16 protein-coding genes are annotated in these 22,268 nt (G+C 72.3%); 13 read left to right on the top strand and 3 right to left on the bottom strand.

Going from position 1 to position 22,268, the window contains the following annotated elements; genetic code table 11:
* Window positions 1–133 precede the first annotated feature (133 nt).
* Complete coding sequence (katG, locus tag PAI11_RS14860; RefSeq protein ID WP_007576296.1) at window positions 134–2,359, top strand: catalase/peroxidase HPI; 2,226 nt, start codon at window positions 134–136, stop codon at window positions 2,357–2,359.
* A gap of 52 nt (window positions 2,360–2,411) precedes the next feature.
* Here the strand turns inward: katG and PAI11_RS24525 are convergent, their stop codons facing one another.
* Both PAI11_RS24525 and PAI11_RS14850 read right to left on the bottom strand, forming a co-directional pair.
* Window positions 2,412–2,840, bottom strand: a complete 429-nt coding sequence (locus PAI11_RS24525; RefSeq protein WP_170320733.1) for an OsmC family protein — start codon at window positions 2,838–2,840, stop codon at window positions 2,412–2,414.
* Between the two features lie 234 nt (window positions 2,841–3,074).
* Entirely contained in the window at window positions 3,075–5,222 is a 2,148-nt protein-coding gene (locus PAI11_RS14850; RefSeq protein WP_007576294.1) for a glutamine synthetase III family protein, read from the bottom strand.
* Between the two features lie 365 nt (window positions 5,223–5,587).
* Here PAI11_RS14850 and PAI11_RS14845 point away from each other — a divergent pair, with 365 nt between their 5' ends.
* Together PAI11_RS14845 and PAI11_RS14840 are read left to right on the top strand one after the other, a co-directional pair.
* A complete protein-coding gene (locus tag PAI11_RS14845; RefSeq protein ID WP_007576293.1) occupies window positions 5,588–7,090 on the top strand; it encodes an ammonium transporter in 1,503 nt (500 codons plus the stop codon).
* Entirely contained in the window at window positions 7,087–7,455 is a 369-nt protein-coding gene (locus tag PAI11_RS14840; protein WP_007576292.1) for a P-II family nitrogen regulator, read from the top strand. Before PAI11_RS14845 ends, PAI11_RS14840 begins: the two co-directional genes overlap by 4 nt.
* A 604-nt stretch (window positions 7,456–8,059) precedes the next feature.
* Here PAI11_RS14840 and PAI11_RS14835 read toward each other — a convergent pair.
* Window positions 8,060–8,662: a hypothetical protein gene (locus tag PAI11_RS14835; protein ID WP_007576291.1), complete on the bottom strand. Its 603-nt coding sequence runs from the start codon at window positions 8,660–8,662 to the stop codon at window positions 8,060–8,062.
* A 347-nt stretch (window positions 8,663–9,009) separates the two neighbouring features.
* Here PAI11_RS14835 and PAI11_RS14830 point away from each other — a divergent pair, with 347 nt between their 5' ends.
* From PAI11_RS14830 to PAI11_RS14785, 10 genes are all read left to right on the top strand, one after another.
* Entirely contained in the window at window positions 9,010–9,750 is a 741-nt protein-coding gene (locus PAI11_RS14830) for an MlaE family ABC transporter permease (RefSeq protein ID WP_007576290.1), read from the top strand.
* A gap of 43 nt (window positions 9,751–9,793) precedes the next feature.
* On the top strand, window positions 9,794–10,591 hold the full coding sequence (locus tag PAI11_RS14825) for an ABC transporter permease (RefSeq protein ID WP_007576289.1): 798 nt from the start codon (window positions 9,794–9,796) through the stop codon (window positions 10,589–10,591).
* Window positions 10,592–10,597: 6 nt separating this feature from the next.
* Window positions 10,598–11,728, top strand: a complete 1,131-nt coding sequence (locus tag PAI11_RS14820; RefSeq protein WP_007576288.1) for an ABC transporter ATP-binding protein — start codon at window positions 10,598–10,600, stop codon at window positions 11,726–11,728.
* 219 nt (window positions 11,729–11,947) lie between these two features.
* Complete coding sequence (locus tag PAI11_RS14815) at window positions 11,948–13,309, top strand: MlaD family protein (RefSeq protein ID WP_007576287.1); 1,362 nt, start codon at window positions 11,948–11,950, stop codon at window positions 13,307–13,309.
* On the top strand, window positions 13,306–14,907 hold the full coding sequence (locus tag PAI11_RS14810; RefSeq protein WP_081488450.1) for an MlaD family protein: 1,602 nt from the start codon (window positions 13,306–13,308) through the stop codon (window positions 14,905–14,907). Before PAI11_RS14815 ends, PAI11_RS14810 begins: the two co-directional genes overlap by 4 nt.
* The gene (locus PAI11_RS14805) at window positions 14,907–16,283 is read left to right on the top strand and encodes an MlaD family protein (protein WP_007576285.1); all 1,377 of its coding nucleotides are present in this window, start codon (window positions 14,907–14,909) and stop codon (window positions 16,281–16,283) included. The genes PAI11_RS14810 and PAI11_RS14805 overlap by 1 nt, the downstream gene beginning before the upstream one ends.
* Complete coding sequence (locus tag PAI11_RS14800) at window positions 16,284–17,888, top strand: MlaD family protein (protein WP_007576284.1); 1,605 nt, start codon at window positions 16,284–16,286, stop codon at window positions 17,886–17,888.
* Window positions 17,885–19,381 carry an MlaD family protein gene (locus PAI11_RS14795; protein WP_007576283.1) on the top strand — a complete coding sequence of 499 codons (1,497 nt, stop codon included), beginning with the start codon at window positions 17,885–17,887 and terminating at the stop codon, window positions 19,379–19,381. Before PAI11_RS14800 ends, PAI11_RS14795 begins: the two co-directional genes overlap by 4 nt.
* The gene (locus tag PAI11_RS14790) at window positions 19,378–20,853 is read left to right on the top strand and encodes an MlaD family protein (RefSeq protein WP_007576282.1); all 1,476 of its coding nucleotides are present in this window, start codon (window positions 19,378–19,380) and stop codon (window positions 20,851–20,853) included. The genes PAI11_RS14795 and PAI11_RS14790 overlap by 4 nt, the downstream gene beginning before the upstream one ends.
* A gap of 13 nt (window positions 20,854–20,866) precedes the next feature.
* On the top strand, window positions 20,867–22,268 hold a 1,402-nt coding region (locus PAI11_RS14785; protein WP_040600463.1), incomplete at its 3' end, for an MMPL family transporter.

Genomic DNA, 22,268 nt, shown 5'->3' with positions numbered 1-22,268 from the left:
CTCTACTTGAAGAACATTGTCTTTACGCGTCTTGCATTAGAGCTAGGTAGGGTGGTCGAATAGCCCAGGCGGCCCGGCCGGCCGCCCCTTGAGGGACGTCCTCAGTCCACCTGTCACCCCGGAGAGAATCCCCGTGTCCGAGAAGCCCGACGCCGTTGTCGGCGAGATGAACGACGAGCGCGCGAACGGCTGCCCGGTCGCCCACGGCCGCGCCGCCCATCCGACCCAGGGCGGCGGCAACCGCGGCTGGTGGCCGGAGCGGCTCAACCTGAAGATCCTGGCCAAGAACCCCGCCGTCGCGAACCCGCTCGGCGAGCAGTTCGACTACGCCGCGGCGTTCGAGTCCCTCGACCTGCCCGCGGTCAAGCAGGAGATCTCCGACCTCCTGACGACCTCGCAGGACTGGTGGCCGGCCGACTTCGGCCACTACGGCGGCCTGATGATCCGGATGGCCTGGCACAGCGCCGGCACCTACCGGATCAGCGACGGCCGCGGCGGCGCCGGGGCCGGGCAGCAGCGGTTCGCCCCGCTCAACAGCTGGCCGGACAACGGCAACCTCGACAAGGCGCGCCGGCTGCTCTGGCCGATCAAGCAGAAGTACGGCCGGAACCTGTCCTGGGCCGACCTGATGGTGCTGGCCGGCAACGTCGCGCTGGAGTCGATGGGCTTCCAGACGTTCGGCTTCGCCGGTGGCCGCGAGGACGTCTGGGAGCCGGACGAGGACGTCTACTGGGGCCCGGAGCGCGAGTGGCTCGGCGACGAGCGCTACAGCGGCGACCGTCAGCTCGAGGAGCCGCTCGGCGCGGTCCAGATGGGCCTGATCTACGTCAACCCGGAGGGCCCGAACGGCAACCCGGATCCGCTCGCCTCGGCCCGCGACATCCGCGAGACGTTCCGCCGGATGGCGATGAACGACGAGGAGACCGTCGCGCTGATCGCCGGCGGCCACACCTTCGGCAAGACCCACGGCGCCGCCGATCCGGAGCAGTACGTCGGGCCGGAGCCCGAGGGCGCTCCGCTCGAGGAGCAGGGCCTGGGCTGGAAGAACAGCTTCGGCACCGGCGCCGGCCCCGACGCCATCACCAGCGGGCTCGAGGTCACCTGGACCTACCACCCGACCCGCTGGGACAACGAGTTCTTCCACATCCTGTTCGCCTACGACTGGGAGCTCACGAAGTCCCCGGCCGGGGCCAACCAGTGGCGGCCGAAGAACGGCGGCGGCGCCGACCTGGTCCCCGAGGCGTTCGGCGACGGCAAGCGCGAGCCCCGCATGCTCACGTCCGACCTGGCGCTGCGCTTCGACCCGGCGTACGAGAAGATCTCCCGCCGCTTCAAGGACGACCAGGCGGCGTTCACGGACGCGTTCGCCCGCGCCTGGTTCAAGCTGACGCACCGCGACATGGGCCCGGTCTCGCGCTACCTCGGCCCCGAGGTCCCGAGCGAGGCGCTGCTCTGGCAGGACCCGCTGCCCGCGCCGCCGGCCAACGGGATCGGCGACGCCGACATCGCGACGCTGAAGGAGCAGATCCTGGCCTCGGGCCCGAGCGTCTCGCAGCTGGTGTCGACGGCGTGGGCCTCGGCCGCGTCGTTCCGTGGCAGCGACAAGCGCGGCGGGGCCAACGGCGCCCGCGTGCGCCTGGCGCCGCAGAAGGACTGGGAGGTCAACGACCCGCAGCAGCTCGCCACGGTGCTGCGGGCGCTCGAGCAGGTCCAGCGGGCGTTCAACGAGGCCGGCGGCGCGCAGGTCTCGCTCGCCGACCTGATCGTCCTCGCGGGCTCGGCCGCGATCGAGCGGGCGGCGGCCGACGCCGGCGTCGACGTCGTCGTGCCGTTCACGCCGGGGCGCGTCGACGCGTCGCAGGAGCAGACCGACGTCGAGTCGTTCGACGCGCTGGAGCCGGTCGCCGACGGGTTCCGCAACTACCTGTCGGGCAAGCAGACGCTGACCGCCGAGTACCTGCTGATCGACCGGGCGAACCTGCTGACCCTGAGCGCGCCGGAGATGACCGTCCTGGTCGGCGGCCTGCGCGTCCTGGGGGCCAACGCCGGCGGGTCGACGGACGGCGTCCTCACCGACCGCCCGGGCACCCTGACGAACGACTTCTTCGTCAACCTGCTCGACCTGGGCACGGAGTGGGCGCCGATCGCCGGCGACGGCGGCCGGTTCGAGGGCCGCGACCGCGCCACCGGCGAGGTCAAGTGGACGGGCACCCGCGTCGACCTGGTGTTCGGCTCGAACTCCGAGCTGCGGGCCCTGGCCGAGGTCTACGCCAGCGACGACGCGAAGGAGTCGTTCGCGCGCGAGTTCGCCGCCGCCTGGGCCAAGGTCATGGACGCGGATCGCTTCGACCTGCGCTGAGAGGCCGCCGTTGGGACGTTCCGGTCGCCCAGCGACCGGAACGTCACGGCGCTCAGGCGGCCACGTCGCGGGCCGCCGGCTCGGCCGCGATGACGATCCGCTCGTCGAAGGTGAAGCCGGCCTCCAGCGCTCGCCGGACCGGGCAGGTGTCGGCCACGCGGCGGAGCCGGGTCACCTGGTCGTCGCTGAGCCCGGCCGGCAGCCGGATCTCGACGTCGAACCGGCGTGGCGTCGCCTCGTTGTCGTAGTGGACGGCGACCGGGACGTCGCCCAGGTCCCAGCCGCGGTTGGCGGCGTAGAGCGCGATCATCGTCGCGATGCACGAGGCCAGCGCCGCCGGCAGCAGCTCGTGCGGGGCGGGGCCGCTGTCGGTGCCGCCGAGCCGGACCGGCTCGTCGGTGATGACGACGTGGCGGCCGTTGACGAGGACCTCGTGGCGGAGTCCGTCGCCGAGGCGGCGGGCGGTGGCGTGCATGGACATGAGCGGGCGGTGGGTCGGTGGTGAGCGGTCGCCCACGCGCTCCGGGAGCGGCCGCGTGGACGTGGGGTGGATCACCGCGATCGTCGCCGGCCCGGCGTCCGGGCGCATCCGTCGATCGCCACACTCGCGACTGCGGGTTCGCCGCAGCCCCATCCGTGCCCCGGAACGACGGAGCCCCCGTGCTGGACGGGGGCTCCGGGTCCTGCACCGACGCCCGAGCGGGCGAGCGGCGGGCTACTTGATGAACAGCATCTCCGAGTAGCGCGGCAGCGGCCAGAGGTCGTCGGCGACGATCTTCTCCAGCTTGTCCGCGACCTCGCGGACGCCGAGCATCGCCGGGATCACGTGGTCGCGCAGGAACAGCACGTGCTCCAGCTCGCCGAGCTCGCCCTCGATGCGGTTCTGCTCCTCGAGCTCGAGGATCGCGGCGTAGAGCTCCTCGGTCAGCGCCTTGGTCTCGGCGACGGCCGCGTCGAGGCCGACGTCCTGCAGCCGCTTCAGCTGCGAGACGGCCGCCGGCAGGATCAGCGTGCGGGCGATCGTGGCGGCGGTCTCCGCCTCGATGTTGAGCTTGACGCCGTACTGCTCGAGCAGGATCTCGTAGCGGGCCTCGACCTCGCGGGCGCTCAGGACCTCGTACTTCTCGAAGACCGAGATGACCTCGGGCGCGACGATCTCCGGCAGCGCGTCCGGGGTCGTGCGCAGGTTCTTGAGGCCGCGCGCGGCCGCCTCGTCCTGCCACTCCTGGGCGTAGCCGTCGCCGCCGAAGACGACCCGCTTGTTGGCCGAGTAGACCTCGCGGACGACCTCGGTGACCGACGCGGCCAGCTCGGATCCGGCCTCGATCTTGGCCTCGAGCTGATCGGCGAGCGCGTCGATCGCCTCGGCGGCGATCGTGTTGAGCACCGTGTTGGTGAAGCCCAGCGACTGCGAGGAGCCGAGCGCGCGGAACTCGAACTTGTTGCCGGTGAAGGCGAACGGCGAGGTCCGGTTGCGGTCGCCGCCGTGACGCGGCAGCGGCGGCAGCACCGGGGTGCCCAGGCCGAGGAACGAGCCGGGGGAGGAGGGGTCGCCCTCGCCGGACTCGATCGCCTCGAAGACGGCCTCGAGCTCGGCGCCGAGGAAGATCGAGATGATCGCCGGCGGCGCCTCGTTGGCGCCCAGGCGGTGATCCTGGCCGACGTTGGCGGCGGTCGCGCGCAGCAGGCCGGCGTGCTCGTTGACGGCCTTGATGACGGCGGCGCAGAAGAACAGGAAGACGAGGTTCTCGTGCGGCGTGTCGCCCGGATCGAGCAGGTTGCCGCCGAGGTCGGTGCCCATCGACCAGTTGTTGTGCTTGCCCGAGCCGTTGACGCCCGCGAACGGCTTCTCGTGCAGCAGCGCGACGAGGCCGTAGCGGGGAGCGGTCTGCTCCATCACCTGCATCACCAGGTGCTGGTGGTCGGCCGCGACGTTCGAGGTCTCGAACAGCGGCGCCAGCTCGTACTGGCCCGGGGCGACCTCGTTGTGGCGCGTCTTGACCGGCACGCCGAGCTTGTTCAGCTGGCGCTCCGTGTCCATCATGTACGCCAGCACGCGCTCGGGGATCGACCCGAAGTAGTGGTCGTCGAGCTCGTGGCCCTTGGGCGGCTGGGCGCCGAACAGCGTGCGGCCCGTGATCTGCAGGTCGGGGCGCTCGTAGTAGTACTGCTCGTCGATCAGGAAGTACTCCTGCTCGGCGCCGATCGTGGTGAAGACCCGCTGCGGATCGTTGTCGCCGAGCAGGCGCAGGCCGCGGATCGCGGCCTTGCTCAGCGCGTCCATCGAGCGCAGGAGCGGGATCTTCGTGTCCAGCGCCTCACCCGTCCACGACGTGAACGCGGTCGGGATGCAGAGCAGCGCGCCGTTCGGGTTCTCGAGGATGAACGCCGGCGACGTCGGGTCCCAGGCGGTGTAGCCGCGGGCCTCGAAGGTCGCGCGGATGCCGCCGGTCGGGAACGACGAGGCGTCCGGCTCGCCCTGGATCAGCTCCTTGCCGGAGAACTCGGCGATCGCGTTGCCGTCGCCGGTCGGCCCGAAGAAGCTGTCGTGCTTCTCGGCGGTCGACCCGGTCAGGGGCTGGAACCAGTGGGTGTAGTGGGTGGCGCCCTTCTCCAGCGCCCACTCCTTCATCGCCGAGGCGACGGCGTCGGCCAGGCTCACGTCCAGCGCCTCACCCCGCTCGAGGGTCCGCTGCAGCCGCTTGTAGACGTCCTTCGGAAGCCGCTGGCGCTGCACGGCCGGGCTGAAGACGTCCACGCCGAAGACGAGGTTCTGCGGCCGGGTCAGGTCCTCGGCGCCGAACGCGACGTCATCGGCGGTCCACCGCGCGGCGGACACGTTCCTCTGGCGGGACTGGGTCATGGGGTGCGAGAGCTCCTCGGGTTCGGTGACCGGTGGCGCAGGCGAGCACGAGCGTGCCCGCGAATGCGGACCGGGCGGCGAGCGTAGGTCTGCTCAGCCGCCGCAGACCTTATCCCGATGTCCAAACGGCCGGTGGTCCAGTGCGCCACGGTGGAGGGGTGGCGCCGATGTGGAGCATCTGCACATCCGTGGTTTCGCCAACCGGACAGCGAACCGCCGCGCGGCGGCCCGCAGGATCCATGTCGTCCGATCAAGGAGGAACACGGATGTCACGGACCCTACGCGGGCGACGGGTGGCCGACGCGCCACACGCCCCGACAGAACGCCCTCGCGCCGACCGCGAGTATCCGAAGTCACGCTGGAGCATGCCGTCCCGCGGCAAGATCCTGTTCGCGGCTTTCACATCGCTGCTGACCAGCGCGATCGCCCTTCCGGCGGTCTCGTCGGCGCTCTACCCGCCGGAGGCCTACAAGGGCAACACCGGCGACGGAGCCGGCCAGATCGGCGGCGACCTGCTGTCGCTGGTCAACGAGGTCAACTACCTCTGGCTGATCCTCGGCGCCGCCCTCGTGTTCTTCATGCAGGTCGGGTTCCTCGGTCTCGAGGTCGGCTTCTCCCGCGGCAAGAACGTCGGCGCGGGCATCGCCAAGATCTTCGTCAACATCGCGATCGCGGCGATCGTCTGGTGGGCGGTCGGCTACGGCATCGCCTTCGGCTCCGACGCGCACCGGATCATCGGCGGCGGCGACTGGTTCTACTCGCTCGACTTCACCGAGCCGGGCAAGCCGGACTCCAGCGGCTTCGCGTTCTTCTTCTTCCAGTTCACGTTCGCGGCGGTCTCGCTGGCGATCGTCTGGGGCTCGACGCTCGAGCGGATCAAGTTCATCGTCTACCCGATCTTCGCGATCATCTTCATCGCGATCATCTACCCGCTGGTCGCGCACGCCGGCTGGTCCGGTGCCGGCATCTTCGGCGGCGACCACGGCCTGACGATCGGCGACGCCGCGGGCGCTCTCGACTACGCCGGCTCCGGCGTCGTCCACCTGACCGGTGCCACCGCGGCGCTGGCCGCGGCGCTGCTGCTCGGGCCGCGCAAGGGCAAGTACGGCCCCGACGGCAAGCCGCGCGCCATTCCCGGCCACAGCATGCCGATCTTCGGCATCGGCGTGATCGTCCTCTGGCTCGGCTGGTTCGGCTTCAACGGCACCTCGTCGCTGAACACCGACGGCGGCTTCTTCGCCCACGTGATCGCGGTCACCAACCTCGGCGCCGCGGCCGGCGTGATCGGTGCGGGCCTCGCGATCTACGTGCTCACCCGCAAGTTCGACGTCGGCATGCTCGGCAACGGCGCGATCGCCGGTCTGGTCGCGATCACCGCGCCCGCCGGCTACGTCGAGATGTGGGCGGCGCCGATCATCGGCTTCGTCGCCGGCCTGATCGTCGTCTTCGGCGTGATCGGGATCGACAAGCTCGGGATCGACGACCCGGTCGGCGCGACCTCGGCCCACGGTCTCGCGGGCATCTGGGGCAGCCTCTCGATCGGCCTCTTCCTCTCGCCCGACCTGGCCAAGTACAACGCCCTCGGTGGCAACCCCGACGGCGGCCTGTTCACCGGCGGCGGGATCGACCAGCTGCTGGTCCAGGCCTGCGTCGTCCTGATCACCTTCGCCTGGGTGTTCGGCGCATCGTTCCTCGTCTTCTTCCTGCTCAAGAAGACGATCGGGATCCGCGTCAGCGAGGAGAAGGAGATCGCCGGTCTCGACATCTCCGAGCACGGCATGTACGGCTACCCCGAGCAGTTCATCCCGGAGGCCGAGCTCGTGGGCTACGCTCCGGCCACGCCCCCGAAGGAGGTCACTGCATCATGAAGCTGGTCGTCGCCTACATCCGACACGAGGCCTTCGAGCCGATCCGGGGCGAGCTCCTGAACCTCGGCTTCCCGAGCCTCTCGATCACCGAGGTCAAGGGCTCCGGCCGCCAGAAGGGCGTCACCGAGCGCTACCGCGGGGCGGACATCACCAACTACCTGCGGCCGAAGGTCAAGCTGGAGACGGTGGTGGACGACGGAGACGTGCAGACGATCGTCGACACGATCCTCAAGCACGCCCGGACCGGTGCCGTCGGTGACGGCAAGGTGTTCCTGATCCCGGTCGAGGAGTCCTACCGGATCCGCACCGGGGAGTCCGGCAGCGACACGCTGCAGGCCCACACCCCGGACGAGCTGGCCTCCTGATCGGCACCAGGGCCAGTAGGTCGTGACGCAACGGGCGTCGCCGGCATGGCCGGCGGCGCCCGTCGTCGTTCGCGGGCGGCGCGAGGCGTCCGTGGACCCTTCGGATCTCGCCGCCTGGTGCGCTCGGCAGCGCCGTCGCAGGGCTCTCGCTGGGTGGGCGGGCCGCGGGTCCTTGGCCTTCTCGGTCCACGAACGGCCTCACATCCACCCGCGGCGAGCGGCGCCTGGCGTCCGTGGACGCTTCAGGTCGGCCGGAGGGAGGACGGTCGATCGACGTCTCGTCGGGCGGGCGGGGCGAGACGACGAGCCTCCGCGTCAGGGCCGCACTCCCGCCGTCTCGGGGATCGCACGCCGGCGAGACGACGAATCGCCGAGCCGGCCGCGCCTCGCGCCCGCCTTGGTGGCACCGCGCGCCGCGTCGCAGAGCGCCGACGCCTCGACCCGCCTAGGGCGCAGCGCTCGCATCCACCTGCGCGGGCGGATGCGAGGTGTTCGTGGACCGAGCAGGTCGTCGCCGGGAAGCGAGAACTGTGCGCCAGCACTGCCGAGCGAACACGGTGGCGAGATGCGAAGCGTCCACGGACGCCTCGCGCCGCTCGCCCGTTCAGGTGGCGGGGACGACGCGGCCGGTGTCGGGGTCGATCGTCGTGGCGGCGGGGGTGTCCCGCACGCGGACGGTGAAGGAGCCGGCGTCCTTGCCGCCGAAGGCCTGGACCGGGCCGTTCTCGTCGAGCGCGGCCGCGACGCGCCAGGTGACCTTGTGGGTCCCGGCGACGGTCGGGGTCAGGCGCCAGCGGAAGGTCTTCTCCTCGCCCGGGCCGAGCTTGCCCAGCGCCCAGGTGTCGACGTAGGCGGTCTGGCCGCCGGCCGGGGGCTCGTCGAGGACCCAGATCGGGCGCCGCGGGTCGGCGACCCGGCCGGCGCCGTTGTCGGCCTCCGGGATCCGGCGCTGGAGGCCCTTGAGCACGACCGCGACGTCGGGGAGGGTCCGGTGCTGCTCCTCGTTGCGGACCGTGATCTTCAGCGTCCGCGTGCGAGCGAGGTCCTGCTGCTGATCGAACGACGCGCGTGCGGAGACGCGGAAGTCCTTGCCGCCTGACGCGTCCTCGATCTTGGGGTCGTCGCCACCGCAGCCGCTGATCACGACCACGAGCCCCGCGGCCAGGGCCAGCGTGCTGACCTGTCGATGGCTCCAGATCCCCGGCATCGCGCGGCAGGCTAACACAGCGGACGGCCCCCGCCGGAGGCGTTCTCCGCCCGTGCGCGCGTCGCACGTCCCCACGCCGCGGCTGGCGACGCGGGCATCGGACAGGTACTCTGGACGCAGTGACCGGCGATTTGACCTACCGTCGGTCGCATCTGGTGCCCCGTCACATCGCCGCTCGGCAGCGAGCGACCAGTGTGGTGGCTGGCACACATCTCAGGCATGGCGTAGGCTTGCGCCGTCCGGTCGCCCGCAGGGGTCGGCCCCTGGGAGCTCGAGGATTCATGGCCAGCACGATCACAGCCCGCATCTTCGACCCCGCAAAGGGGGCGCTAGAGGAAGTCGGCGACATGATGATCCTGACCGGCAAGACGCTGGTCTCGGCCGTTCGGCCGCCGTACTCGTACGGGGACGAGTTCGTCCATCAGTTCCTCTTCGCGCTGCGGCTGTGCTGGTTCCCGCTGCTGATCTCGACCGTCGCCTTCGGCTTCGGCGCCCCGGGTCTGCAGGCGGCCAACTTCCTCGTCCTGTTCGGCGCGCTGGACCGCCTCGGCGGCTTCTTCGTGCTCGCCTCGATCCGCGAGTTCGCGCCGTTCGTGACGGCGATCGTGCTCGCCGGCGTGGCCGGGACGGCGATCACCGCCGACCTCGGCGCCCGCAAGATCCGCGAGGAGCTGGACGCGCTCCAGGTCCTCGGCGTCGACCCGGTCAAGAGCCTGGTCGTCCCGCGCTTCCTGGCGCTGATGATCGTCACCGGACTCTTCGACGTCTATGCGCTGCTGTTCGGCATCTTCGGCGGAATCGTCGCGACGCTCGTCAACGGCGCACCGCTCGGCCCGTTCTGGGCCACCTTCTTCAGCAACGCGTCGGTCACCGACCTCTGGGGGTCGTTCCTGAAATGCACGCTGTTCGGCGCGATCATCGCCGTGGTCTGCTGCTACAAGGGCATGACCGCGAAGGGCGGTGCAGAGGGCGTCGGCAGAGCCGTGAACCAGGCGGTCGTGATCGCCTTCCTCGGAGTCTTCGCGTTCAACTACGTCTTCACGCAGACGCTGTTGGCGACCAACCCCGAGATGCTGGTGATCAAGTGATCGTCACCGCTGCCGTGCTCGCCGCCGACCCCACCGCCCGCCGATGAGCGCCTGGCTGAGCCAGCCCAAGGAGATCCTCGCCGCCGTCGGCGAGCAGGGCAAGTTCTCCGCCCGGATCCTCGGGCAGGTCCTGTCGCTGCGGGTCCTCCGGTTCCTGGGCGAGACGCTGCGCCAGGCCGGCGTGCTGATCACCAGCTCGACCGTCGTCATCTGGGGCCTGGTCTTCGTGATCGGCCTCCAGTGCGGCCTCGAGGGCGCGTACTTCACCCGCTCGATCGGGTCGCCCGCCTACGCGGGCGTCTTCGCCGCCTGGTGCGACCTGCGCGAGCTGGTGCCCTACGCCTTCGGCTACATGATGGCCGCCAAGGTCGGCACCGGCATCGTGGCCGAGCTCGGGTCGATGCGGATCTCGGACGAGATCGACGCGCTCGAGGTCATGGGCTTCGACTCCGTGCTGTTCCTCTGCGCGACGCGCCTGCTGGCCAGCTGGCTGGTGCTGCCGTTCATGTACGTCGCGTCGATCGGAGCCGGCTTCTTCGCCAGCTACCTGACCGTCGTCGAGCAGGTCGGCGACGTCTCGTCCGGCGGCTATCTCCTGATCTTCTGGATGTTCCAGAACCCGCCGGACCTGCTCTACAGCCTGATCAAGGCGATGGCGATGGCCACCATCATCGTTCTCGTCGGCTGCTACTACGGATACAACGCCGGCGGTGGCCCGGTCGGAGTCGGGACCGCCACCGCGAAGTCGATGGTCGTCAACATCATCATGGTGCACGTGATCGGCATGCTCGGGACGCAGTTGTTCTGGGGCGCCAATCCACGAGCCCCAATTGGAGGCTAGGAACGAATGCCGTTCATTCCCCGTCGTCGCAAGGACGGCCAGGACGAGCACCCCGCGGACGAGCCGCGCGAGCAGGCAGCGGCCGACGAGGCCGCCGCCGTCCCGCCCGTCGAGGCCGCCGGTCAGACGACCGACACCGAGCTCGACCTGCCCGACGACGAGCCGCAGGCGGCCGCCGCGACGACCGGCGACTCGTGGGGCTTCGACGATCCCGCGGGCGAGGTCGAGGTCGCCCAGGAGGCGGAGGCCGAGGTCCAGCCCGGCACCGTCTCGGTGGTGCGCGAGGAGTCGCCGGTCGATCCCGACGACGAGTACGCCTGGCACACCGGCGTGCGGCATCCGACGGGGATGCCGGACGCGGTCGAGTTCGTCGAGACGCACAAGGCGTTCGGGCGCAACCGGATCCTCCGCGGCCTGAACATGGGCCTGCCGGAGGGGATGATCTCGATGATCCTCGGGCCGTCCGGTACCGGCAAGTCGGTCTGCATCAAGCACATGGTCGGGCTGCTGTACCCCGACGACGGCGACATCCTGGTGCACGGCGAGTCGGTGCCGTCGATGCCGCTGGACACGCTGCTGGCGATGCGCCGCAAGTTCGGGGTGCTGTTCCAGGACGGCGCGCTGTTCGGGTCGATGAACATCCTCGACAACGTCGCCTTCCCGCTGCGCCAGCACACCGACAAGAGCGAGGACGAGGTCCTCTCGATCGTCAACCGGCGGATGGACGAGGTCGGCCTCGCCGACGCGTGGGACAAGTTCCCCAACGAGCTCTCGGGCGGCATGCGCAAGCGCGCCGGGTTCGCGCGGGCGCTGGTCCTCGATCCGTCGATCGTGCTCTTCGACGAGCCGGACTCCGGCCTGGATCCCGTCCGCACCGCCCTCCTGGGCGAGCTGATCATGGAGATCCACGCCGAGATGATGGAAGAGGGCAAGCAGAAGCGCCTGGAGCACCTCCCGGCGTTCACCCTCATCACCCACGACATCATGACCGCGCGCAGGGTCGCGCAGTACATCAACGTGCTGTGGAAGGGCCGGATCGTCGAGGCCGGTCCGGCGGAGCAGCTGTTCAACTCCGACAACGCGTTCGTGAACCAGTTCCTGGCCGGTGCCTCGCGCGGGCCGCTCGGCATGAACTGAGCCTCGTCGACGAGGCCGGGGATCCGCGAGGCGCCTTCGGGCGCCTCGCGTCGTTGTGTGCCGTGCATCACAGCGTGGACAATGGGCCGCAGGTCGTAACATCAACGGAACCTGAACCGGTGATCCTCCTCTCGGTTCAGTGACCTCGCGACCCTCTTCCACGGACCTGCAGCGCACCGTCGACATGCCCTCCGCGCACCCCCAGAAGGGGCCAGGCGCGTGAAGCCGCCGATCCTCCGGGTCGTCGGCGTCGTCGTGCTGACCGCGGCCGTCGTCGCGCTCGCCGCGATCCTGCTGGGCGGCGGCGGGAAGACCCACCGCTACACGGTCGTGCTGCCGAACGCGGGCCAGCTCGTCAACGGCGACGAGGTCCGCGTCGCCGGCCGCCGCGTCGGGACGATCTCCGACATCCGCCTGACCGGCGACGACCGCGCGCAGCTCGACCTCGAGGTCTCCGGGGACGTCGCACCGGTCCACGAGGGCACCACGGTGACGCTCCGCGCGCCGTCGCTGTCGGGGATCGCCAACCGCTACGTCTCGCTCGACCTCGGCCCGAACAACGCCCCGACGCTGCGCGACGGGGCCACGATCCCGGCCGACCGCGTCAACCAGATCGTCGACCTCGACCAGCTGTTCGCGACCTTCGACGCGCCGACCCGCAAGGGCCTCCAGCAGCTGTTCAAGGGCGGCGCCCGGACCCTGGCGGGCAAGGAGCAGCAGGCCAACGAGACCCTGCGGCTGCTGAACCCGTCGCTCGGCGCCGGTCAGCGGCTGATCTCCGAGGTCACCCGCGACCAGCCGGCGCTGCAGCGGTTCCTCTCCAGCTCGGCCGACGTCGTCACGGCGCTCGCCGCCGACAAGGGCTCGATCACGGGGCTCGTCGACCACGCCCGCGCGACCTCGTCGGAGATCGTGGCCGAGGAGCAGGCGCTCGGGGCGACCCTCGACCTGCTGCCCGGCACCCTGCGCAAGGGCAACACGACCTTCGTCAACCTGCGCCGCACGCTCGACGACCTCGACCCGCTGGTCGCCGCGTCGAAGCCGGCCACGCGCAAGCTGGCGCCGCTGCTGCAGGACCTGCGGCCGCTGGTGCGGACCGCGCGCCCGACGATCGCCGACCTGCGTCGCCTGGTCCGCAGCGGCGGGGCCGACAACGACCTGATCGACCTGCTGAAGAAGACGCCGGGCCTGGCCGACGTCGGCGTCCCGGCGCTCGACCACAGCGTCCGCGCCGCCGCCGACAGCCGGCCGGTCGTGGGCTTCATCCGGCCCTACACGCCGGACGCGATCGGCTGGCTGCGCGACTTCTCCCAGGGCTCGGCCGCCTACGACGCCAACGGCCACTACGCCCGGATCCAGCCGATCATCAACGAGAACGCCGTGGTCGCCGACCCGGTCCTCGGCCCGATCGTCCGTCAGCTGGTCGCCAGCCTCGGCGGCGCCGGGATCGGCAGCGAGAACGTCGGCCCGGCCCGCTGCCCGGGCACCGCGACCCAGATCCGCCCGGACGGCTCGAACGGCTTCCGCGACAGCGACGGCAAGCTCGACTGCGACCCGAAGGCGGTGCTCCCCGGACCATGAGCCGCCGCCGGTGGACGACGACGGGGATGGCGCTCCTGGCCGCGGCCGCGACCACGGTCGGGCTGAGCGCGTGCGGCTCCGGCTCCGGGGGCGGCGACGCCTACCGGGTGCGGGCGATCTTCGACAACGCCTTCGCGGTGATCCCGGGCGAGGAGGTCCGGATCGCCGGGGCGCGGGTCGGCACCGTCGACGCGGTCGACGTCGACCGCGACCGGCGCGCCGTGCTGGTGCTGCGGATCGACGATCCCGGGTTCCGCGACTTCCGGGCCGACGCCGAGTGCTCGATCCGGCCGCAGTCGATCATCGGCGAGCGGTTCGTCGAGTGCCTGCCGACCCAGCCGCGAGCGGCCGGCACCACGCCGCCGCCGGCGCTGCGGACGGCGACCTTCGACGGCGAGCGGCAGCACGTGCTGCCGGTCGAGCGGACGAGCAAGCCGGTCGACCTGGACCTGGTCGTCGACATGATGCGGCTGCCCGAGCGGCAGCGGATGACGATCATCCTCAACGAGCTCGGGGTCGGCCTGGCGGCCCGCGGTCCGGCGCTGCGCCGGACGATCCGCGCCGCGCTCCCCGGCCTGCGCGAGACCGACAAGGTCCTGGCCCTGCTCGGCGACCAGAACCAGCAGCTGCGCGCGCTGGTGCGCGACAGCGACACGGCGCTTGCCCCGGTCGCCCGCGACCGCGCCAAGCTCGGCAGCCTGCTGAGCCGGGCGGCCGACGTCCAGGGCGCCGTCGCCGAGCGGCGGACCGCGCTCGACCAGGACCTGGCCAAGCTGCCGCGCACGCTGCGCGAGCTGCGGCCGACGATGGCCACGCTCTCGCGACTGGCCCAGGAGGGCACGCCCGCGGTCCGCGACCTGCGGCTGTCGGCGCCCGCCGGGCTGCAGGTGCTGCAGGCGCTGCAGCCGTTCAGCCGCGCCGCGATCGGGCCGGTCAAGGACCTCGGGCGGACGGCCGACATCGGCCGCGTCGCGCTGAAGAAGGCCGACCCGGTCGTCGAGCAGCTCGACACGCTGGCCAACGAGACCAAGCCGGTGGTCCGCGACGCCAAGGCGCTGACCGAGTCGCTCGACAGGTCCGGCGGCTTCAAGCGCGTCCTCGACTACATCTTCTTCCAGACGCTCGCGGTCAACGCCTACGACGACGTCGGCCACTACCTGCGGATCAACGTGATCCTCAACCAGTGCGCGACCTACGCGACCGAGCCGACCAAGGGCTGCTCGGCCGCGCTCGACGGGATCTCGGCCTCGACCCGCTCCGCCAGCGGCCCGCGCCGTGCCGGCGAGAGCACCGAGCTGGCGCTGACTCGGCGCGTGCTGGCCGGCGAGGATCCCCAGAAGGTCCTCGACAGCGTCAAGGGCCAGGCCGCCTACGCCCCGCTGCTGAAGCGGATCCGGGCGATGCGCGCGCTGCAGCGGGCCGGCGAGCGCAAGACCGCGGCCGGCGGCCCGGCCACCAGCAAGGGCGAGGCACCGATCACGGTCCCCGACGGCGTGCTTCCGGGCGATCGCGGCAGCCGGTCGAGCTCCGCCGGCAGCGCCTCCCGCGGCTCCAGCACCTCCAACGGGCTGCTCGACTACCTGATGGGGGACGGCTGATGCGCAGGCGCTCCTCGCTGGCGGCCAACCCGACGCTGATCGGCGCGGCCACGACCCTGATCCTGATCATCGCGGTCCTGCTCGCCTACAACGCGAACTCCGGCCTGCCGTTCGTGCGGACCTACGACATCGACGTCGAGCTGCGCAACGCCCAGAACGTGGTCCCCGGCAACGACGTCCGCCTGGGCGGCGCGCGGATCGGCCAGGTCTCCGACGTGGTCCCGAAGATGCGGCGCGACGGGTCGATCGTGGCCGTCGCCAGCCTGCACCTCGACCAGGTCGCCAAGCCGCTGCCGGCCGACACGACCGTGCTGGTGCGACCGCGCTCGGCGCTCGGCCTGAAGTACATCGAGCTGACCCGCGGCCATTCGCGCCGGACCCTCGAGGCGGGCGCGACGATCCCGCTCCGCCAGGCGACCCCCGAGCCGGTCGACGTCGACCAGGTCACGCAGGTCTTCGACGAGCGCACCCGGCGGACGTTCCAGGAGAACAACCGCGAGTTCGGCAACGCCTTCGCCGGTCGCGGCGAGGATCTCGGCGCGGCGGTCGACGCGCTCTCCCCGCTGCTCCAGCGGCTGGTGCCGGTGATGGGCAACCTCGCCGATCCGCGGACCCAGCTGGTGTCGACGATCCAGGCCTTCGCCCGGACCGCGGGCGAGGTCGCCCCGGTGGCCGAGACCCAGGCGTCGCTGATCGGGCACCTCGACGCGACCCTCGGCGCGCTCGCGACCGTCGCCCGGCCCTACGTCCAGGACGCCATCAGCGAGGGCGTGCCGCTGCAGGACGCCGTCGCCCGCGAGCTGCCGACCACCCGGCCCTTCCTGAACCGCTCGCGGCTGCTGCTGAGCGAGCTGCGGCCCGGTCTGCGCGCGCTGCGCGCCGCGGCGCCCGACGTCGCCGCGGCGCTGCAGGTCGGCACCCGCACCGTTCGCCGCGTCCCGGCCCTCGACCGCCGCCTGCGCGACGGCCTGCGCTCGATCGAGCGGCTCTCCGACGACCCGCTCGTGCCGCTCGGCCTGCAGCAGTCGATCCGCACCAGCAAGCTGCTGCAGCCGATCCTGACGCAGCTGACGCCGACCCAGGTCACCTGCAACTACGTGACCCTGTTCGCGAAGAACCTGGCCAACCACCTGTCCGAGGGCAACCGCTACGGCACCTGGGAGCGCGCGCTGCTGATGCTGGCGCCCGACCAGATGCTGCCGAGCGCGACCCCGGCCGGCCACCTGCACTACAACGCCTACCCGAACACCGGCCAGCCCGGCGCCCCCAACGAGTGCGAGTCCGGCAACGAGGGCTTCGTCGGCAACCAGCTGCTGGGCAACGTCCCGGGCAACCAGGGCACCCGCACCGACCGCAGCCAGGGGCTGGAGAAGTAGATGCCGCTGCTGCGTCGCAACCGCCGCCCGAAGAGCGCCCGCGCGAAGGGGATGAACCCGGTGACCGCCGGAGTGCTGGTGGTCGTGCTCGCCGTCGTCGGGCTCTACCTCGGCTTCAGCAAGGGCCACGTCCCGGGCTCGCACGGCTTCCGGCTCAACGCCGTCGTCGAGGACGCGCAGTCGATCAAGGCCGGATCGCCGGTGCGGATCGCCGGGATCGCCGTCGGCACCGTCAAGGCGGTCGAGGCCTACGGCGACGGTCGCACGTCGCTGCTGAAGATGGACCTCCGCAAGGACGCGCCGGCGCTGCGCCGCGACGCGACGCTGAAGGTCCGTCCCCGGATCTTCCTCGAGGGCAACTTCTTCGTCGACGTCCAGCCCGGGACGCCGGGAGCGGCGAAGCTCGGCGAGAACGCGACCCTGCCGGTCACGCGGACCGCGTCGGCCGTCCAGTGGGACCAGGTCCTCAGCACGCTGCCGTCCGACGTCCGGCGCGACCTCCAGCGGACGGTCAACGGGCTCGGCGACGCGCTCGGCCAGGACTACGGCGACGGCACCGCCGCCGCGGCGCTGAACCGCACGCTGCTCGACGCGCCCGCCGCGCTGCGGACCTCGGCGATCAACGCCGACGCGCTGCAGGGCACCGAGCGCCACGACCTCTCGCGCCTGATCGCCGCGACCGCGTCGGTCACCTCGGGCCTCGCGCCGCACACGCGTCAGCTGACCGGGGCGATCCGCGGGCTCGACCGGACGACCGCCGCGCTGACCGCCGACCAGGGCACGCTGCGGGCGACGATCCGCGAGCTGGCGCCGACGCTGCGCCGCTCCAACGCCGCCTTCGACAGCCTCAACGCCGCCTTCCCCGGGACCCGCCGGCTGGCCCGCGAGCTGCTGCCCGGCGTCCGCGAGACCGGGCCGACGATCGACGCCGCGCTGCCGTGGGTGCGCAGCGCCCGCGCGCTCAACGCCCGCACCGCGCTGCGCGGCTGGGTCGCGACGGTCCGTCCCGCCGTGCCCGACCTGGCGCGCTTCGTCGACGAGGGCCTGACGCTCTTCCCGCAGCTCGACGCGGCCGCCAAGTGCACGTACCAGACGGTGATCCCGGCCGGCAACGCCAAGATCGAGGACGGGCGCTTCACCACCGGGCGCGAGAGCTACAAGGGCTTCTGGTACGGCATGGTCGGTCTCGCCGGCGAGGGGCAGAACGGTGACGGCAACGGCCCCTACGCCCGGGTCCAGACCGGCCTCGGCCCGAACACGCTCGACTTCGGCAACGTCGGCAACCTCGGCACGATGCTGGGCAGCGCCTCGCGCGCGCCGATCGGCGTCCGCCCGGTGCGCCCGGCGAAGCGCCCGCCGTACCGCGACAACGTGCCGTGCGACACCCAGCCGGTGCCGGATCCGAACAAGGCGAAGTCCGCTCCCGGCGACGCGGCGACCGTGGTCGGCCAGGCCCGTGGCGCCGCCGCCCGTGACCGCGCGACCACCGGCGTCGACACCGCGACCCCGGGGATCGTCGGCGGCAGCGACCGCCTGGCGAGCGAGCTGGTCCAGCGGCTGAACCCGTTCCGCGGCAGCGACGACGCGAAGGACGGTCAGCGATGAAGCGCGTCCTGCGGGCCTACGGTCGCTGGGTCGCCGTGCTGGCGGTCCTCGCGGTGATGGCCCTCGCCGTCACCGTCTACATGCTCGACCACCAGCGCGTGGCGTTCCCGTCGTGGGTGCCCGGCGTCGGCAAGGACCTCGTCAGCTTCAAGGCCGAGTTCCAGACCTCGCAGTCGGTCACTCCCGGCCAGGGTCAGACCGTGACGATCGCCGGGATCGACGTCGGCGACATCACCGGCGTCGAGCTGCACGACGGCCGCGCGGTCGTCGACCTGCGGCTGCGGCGCAAGTACGCCGACATGATGCGCAGCGACGCGACGGCGCTGCTGCGGCCGAAGACCGGCCTCAACGACATGGTCCTCGAGCTGGATCCCGGCACGCCGTCGGCGCCGAAGGTGCGGGCCGGGTACACGATCCCGGTCTCGCGGACGACGCCGAACGTCAACGTCGACGAGATCCTCGCCTCGCTGGACACCGACACCCGCGGCGCGCTCCAGCTGCTGCTGCAGGGCGGCGGGCAGGGGCTCGGCGGCAACGCCAAGCGGCTCTCGGCCGGACTGCGGCAGATCCAGCCGGTGACGGCGAACCTGCGCCGGATCGGCGAGGCGCTGGAGGACCGCCGCCGCAACACCGCCCGCGCCGTCCACAGCATCCGCCTGATCACCGAGGAGCTGGCCGACCGCCGCGGCGACCTCGTCCGCGCGGTCGACACCACCGACGCGGTCTTCAACACGATCGCCGGCCGTGACCGCGAGCTGCGCCAGGCGCTGCGCGACCTGCCGCCGACCTTGCGCACGACCCAGGCGGCGCTCGGCCACAGCGAGTCGCTGGCCGACGAGCTGAAGCCGGCGACCGCGGCGCTCGAGCCGGTCGCCAGGCAGCTGAAGCCGGCCCTGGCCGCGACCCGCCCGTTCCTGCGCGAGACCGAGCCGGTCCTGCGCAAGCAGCTGCTGCCGTTCACCCGCGAGACGCTGCCGACGGTCCGCAAGCTGCGCGCCGCGGCCCGCGACACCGCCGCGATCGCGCCCGACGCGACGGCGACGCTGAAGGAGCTGAACAAGGCCGCCAACATGCTCGCCTACGACCCGCCGGGCGAGGAGCAGGGCTACCTGTTCTGGGCGCAGTGGCTGACGCAGCTGGCCCCCTGGATCTTCAACACCCAGGACGCCCACGGCCCGATCCGCCGCGGCAACCTGCTGATCACCTGCTCGACGCTCGGGTCGTTCGGCGACGTCGCCGACGTCAACCCGGTCGCCGCGCTGCTGACCGGGGTCTTCAGCAGCCTCTCGGGCTCCGGGCTCTGCCCGATCGGCCCGGGCGGTCCCGACGGCGACGTCGACGGCTCGACCAGCGGCCCGCGGTCCTCCGGCGCCTCGGCCAAGGGCCGGACCGCCGCGCGGCCGAAGGCGTCCACGACCGGCGGCGCCGCCGATCGGGCGACCGCCGCCGCGACCGCCGCCGCGGCGGCCGGCGCGACGGGAGGCCAGCGATGAGCACGCGCTCTCCCGGTTTCGGCCGGATCCTGCTGATGGTGGCGTTCGCGCTGTCCTGCTTCGGGCTGCTGCTGTTCCTCTGGAGCTCGTTCGGCGGCCCGGTGCCGCTGCAGCCCAAGGGCTACCGCGTCCACGTCTCGTTCGCCGAGGGCGCCCAGCTGGCGACCGAGGCCGACGTGCGGATCTCCGGCGTGCCGGTCGGCAAGGTCAAGACCGTCGAGGCCGACAAGCGCACCGGCCGCGCCGAGGCGGTCGTCGAGATCAAGCCGCGGTTCGCCCCGCTGCCGGCCGACACCCGCGCGATCCTGCGGGCCAAGACGCTGCTGGGCGAGACCTACGTCGAGCTGACCCCGGGCGACCGCCGCGGGCCGAAGCTGGCCGACGAGGGCCGGATCGGCGACGCGAAGGTCAGCAAGACCGTCGAGTTCGACGAGGTCCTGCGGACCTTCGACCGGCCGACGCGCGAGGCGGTCCGCGACTACCTGCAGCGCTCGGCGACCGCGCTCCGCGGCCGTGGCGGCGACCTCTCGGCCGCGATCGGCACGCTCTCGCCGTTCTCGCAGGACGGCGCCACGCTGCTGCGGATCCTCGACGCCCAGGCCGGCGACGTCCGGCGGCTGGTGCGCAACGGCGGCGAGACCGTCGGCGCGCTCAGCGCGCGGCGCGGGCAGCTGGCCGGCCTGATCGGCGACGCAAACCGCCTGTTCGCGATCACCGACCGCCGCAGCGACGCGCTGCGGCAGGCGATGGTCGCGCTGCCGACCTTCGAGCGCGAGGCGCGGCGGACGGTCACCCGGCTCGGCGACTTCGCGGGCAAGACCGATCCGCTCGTGCGGCAGCTGCGTCCGGCCGCCCGCGAGCTGAGCCCGACGCTCCGCGACCTGCAGCGGCTCTCGCCCGACCTGCGCGCGCTCTTCCGCGACCTGAACCCGCTGATCGACGCCTCGCGCGACGGGCTTCCCGCCCTGACCCGCGTGACCGACGCGCTGCGCCCGGCGATCGACGAGCTCGACCCGCTGCTGCGCGAGGTCAACCCGGCGCTGCAGCTCGTCGGGGCCTACCCGCAGGAGAGCCGCGCGTTCTTCGCCAACGCGGCGATGGCGCTCAACGCCAGCGCGCCCGGCGTCGACGGCAAGCGCTACGGCTACCTGCGCGTGGTCAACCCGATCAACCTCGAGAACCTCGCGGTCTGGAAGCGCCGGCTGTCGACCAACCGGCCGAACGCCTACGCCAAGCCGGGCACCTTCAGCCAGCTGTCCAAGGGCCTTCCGGTGTTCGAGAACCGCCAGTGCGGACGGGTCGTCACCGGATCGGGCCTGATCGGCGACCTGCTGTCGGCGCTCGGCCACACGCTCGACGGCGCCGCGGGGCCGTGCCGCAAGCAGGGGCCGTACGTGAACCCCGACGGCAGGACCAGCGACTTCCCGCAGGTCGCGCGGGACCCGCAGACGCCGCCGGCCAGCGGTCGCTGAGGCCCCCGGGACCGTGGCGCGACTCGTCGAAGCGGCCCTGCGCCATCCGCGTCGGGTCGCCGGGATCGCGACGGTCCTGCTGCTGCTGTCGATCGTCGGCCTGACGCAGCTGGGGACCTCGGCCGCGGTCCGGACGGTCGTCGGGACCGGCTCCGACGCCTACCGCGCCGATCGCGAGTCGGCACGGCTGTTCGGCGACGAGGCGATCGTCGTCCTGGTCAAGGAGAAGGCCACCGACCTGACGCTGACCGACGACATCGGCCGCGTGCTCGGGCTCGAGGGCTGCCTGGCCGGCAAGATCCCCGCCAGCGCCAAGAACATCCCCGGCGGCGCCGACGGCCCGTGCGCGAAGCTGCGGGAGCTGGCGCCGGCCAAGGTCGTCTACGGACCGGGCACGTTCGTCAACTCGGCGATGACCGAGCTCGACGCGCAGATCCAGAACCAGGTCAGCACGCTGCCGGCCCAGCAGCAGGCGGCCCGCCAGCAGGCCGAGGCGGCCGCGCGCAAGCGCAAGCTCGGCGCCGCGGCGATCAAGCGGGCCGGCGAGCAGGCGGCGGCGGAGCTCCAGTCGCAGCTGCTGGCGCTGGCCCAGCAGTACGGCATCAACCCGCTCCAGCAGCAGTCCGTCAACAACGCCGCGCTGGTCAACCGGATCCTCTTCGACACCACCGCCAAGGTGCCCGGGACGCCGAAGCAGCGCTTCGCCGCCGTCCTGCCGGGCCCCGACGCGGCGCTGATCTCGCTGCGGCTGCGCCCCGACCTCGACGACGACGGCCGCCGGCGCGCGGTCGCGCTCGTCCGCGAGGCGGTCGAGATCGACGACTTCCAGCTGGCGCGCGGCGGCAGCTACGTCGTCAGCGGCTCGCCGGCGCTGGTCGACGGGGTCGCCCACGAGCTGGAGCAGGCGCTGCTGGCGCTGCTCGCCGTCGGCGTCCTGGTGATGGCGCTGGTGCTGGCGGTGACCTTCCCCGAGCGGCGACGGCTGCAGCCGCTGCTGATCGCGCTCGGCACGCTCGCCCTGACGTTCGGCGCGATCGGCCTGCTGGGGCTGTCGGTCAACCTCGGGACGATCGCCACGCTGCCGGTGCTGCTGGGGCTGGCCGTCGACTACGGCGTGCAGCTGCACGCGCGCGTCGAGGAGGAGCGCCGCAACGGCCTGACGGGCGCGGGGGCGGTCCGCGCCGCGGTCGCCCACGGCGGCCGCCCGGTGCTGATCGCGGCGGGGGCGACGCTGGCCGGGTTCCTCGTCCTGCTCGTCTCGCCGACGCCGCTCGTGCGCGGGTTCGCGCTGGTGCTGCTGGCCGGCGTCGCGCTGGCCGTCGTCGCGTCGTTCACCGTCGGGCTGGTCCTGCACGCGCTGGTCGGGGGCACGCCCGGCCCGGCCCGGCCCGCCCGCCGGCCCGCGACGCCGAACG

The sequence above is a fragment of the Patulibacter medicamentivorans genome (genome assembly GCF_000240225.1).
Classification (GTDB): Bacteria; Actinomycetota; Thermoleophilia; order Solirubrobacterales; family Solirubrobacteraceae; genus Patulibacter; species Patulibacter medicamentivorans.
This window is presented reverse-complemented; position numbering and strand designations above follow the sequence as displayed.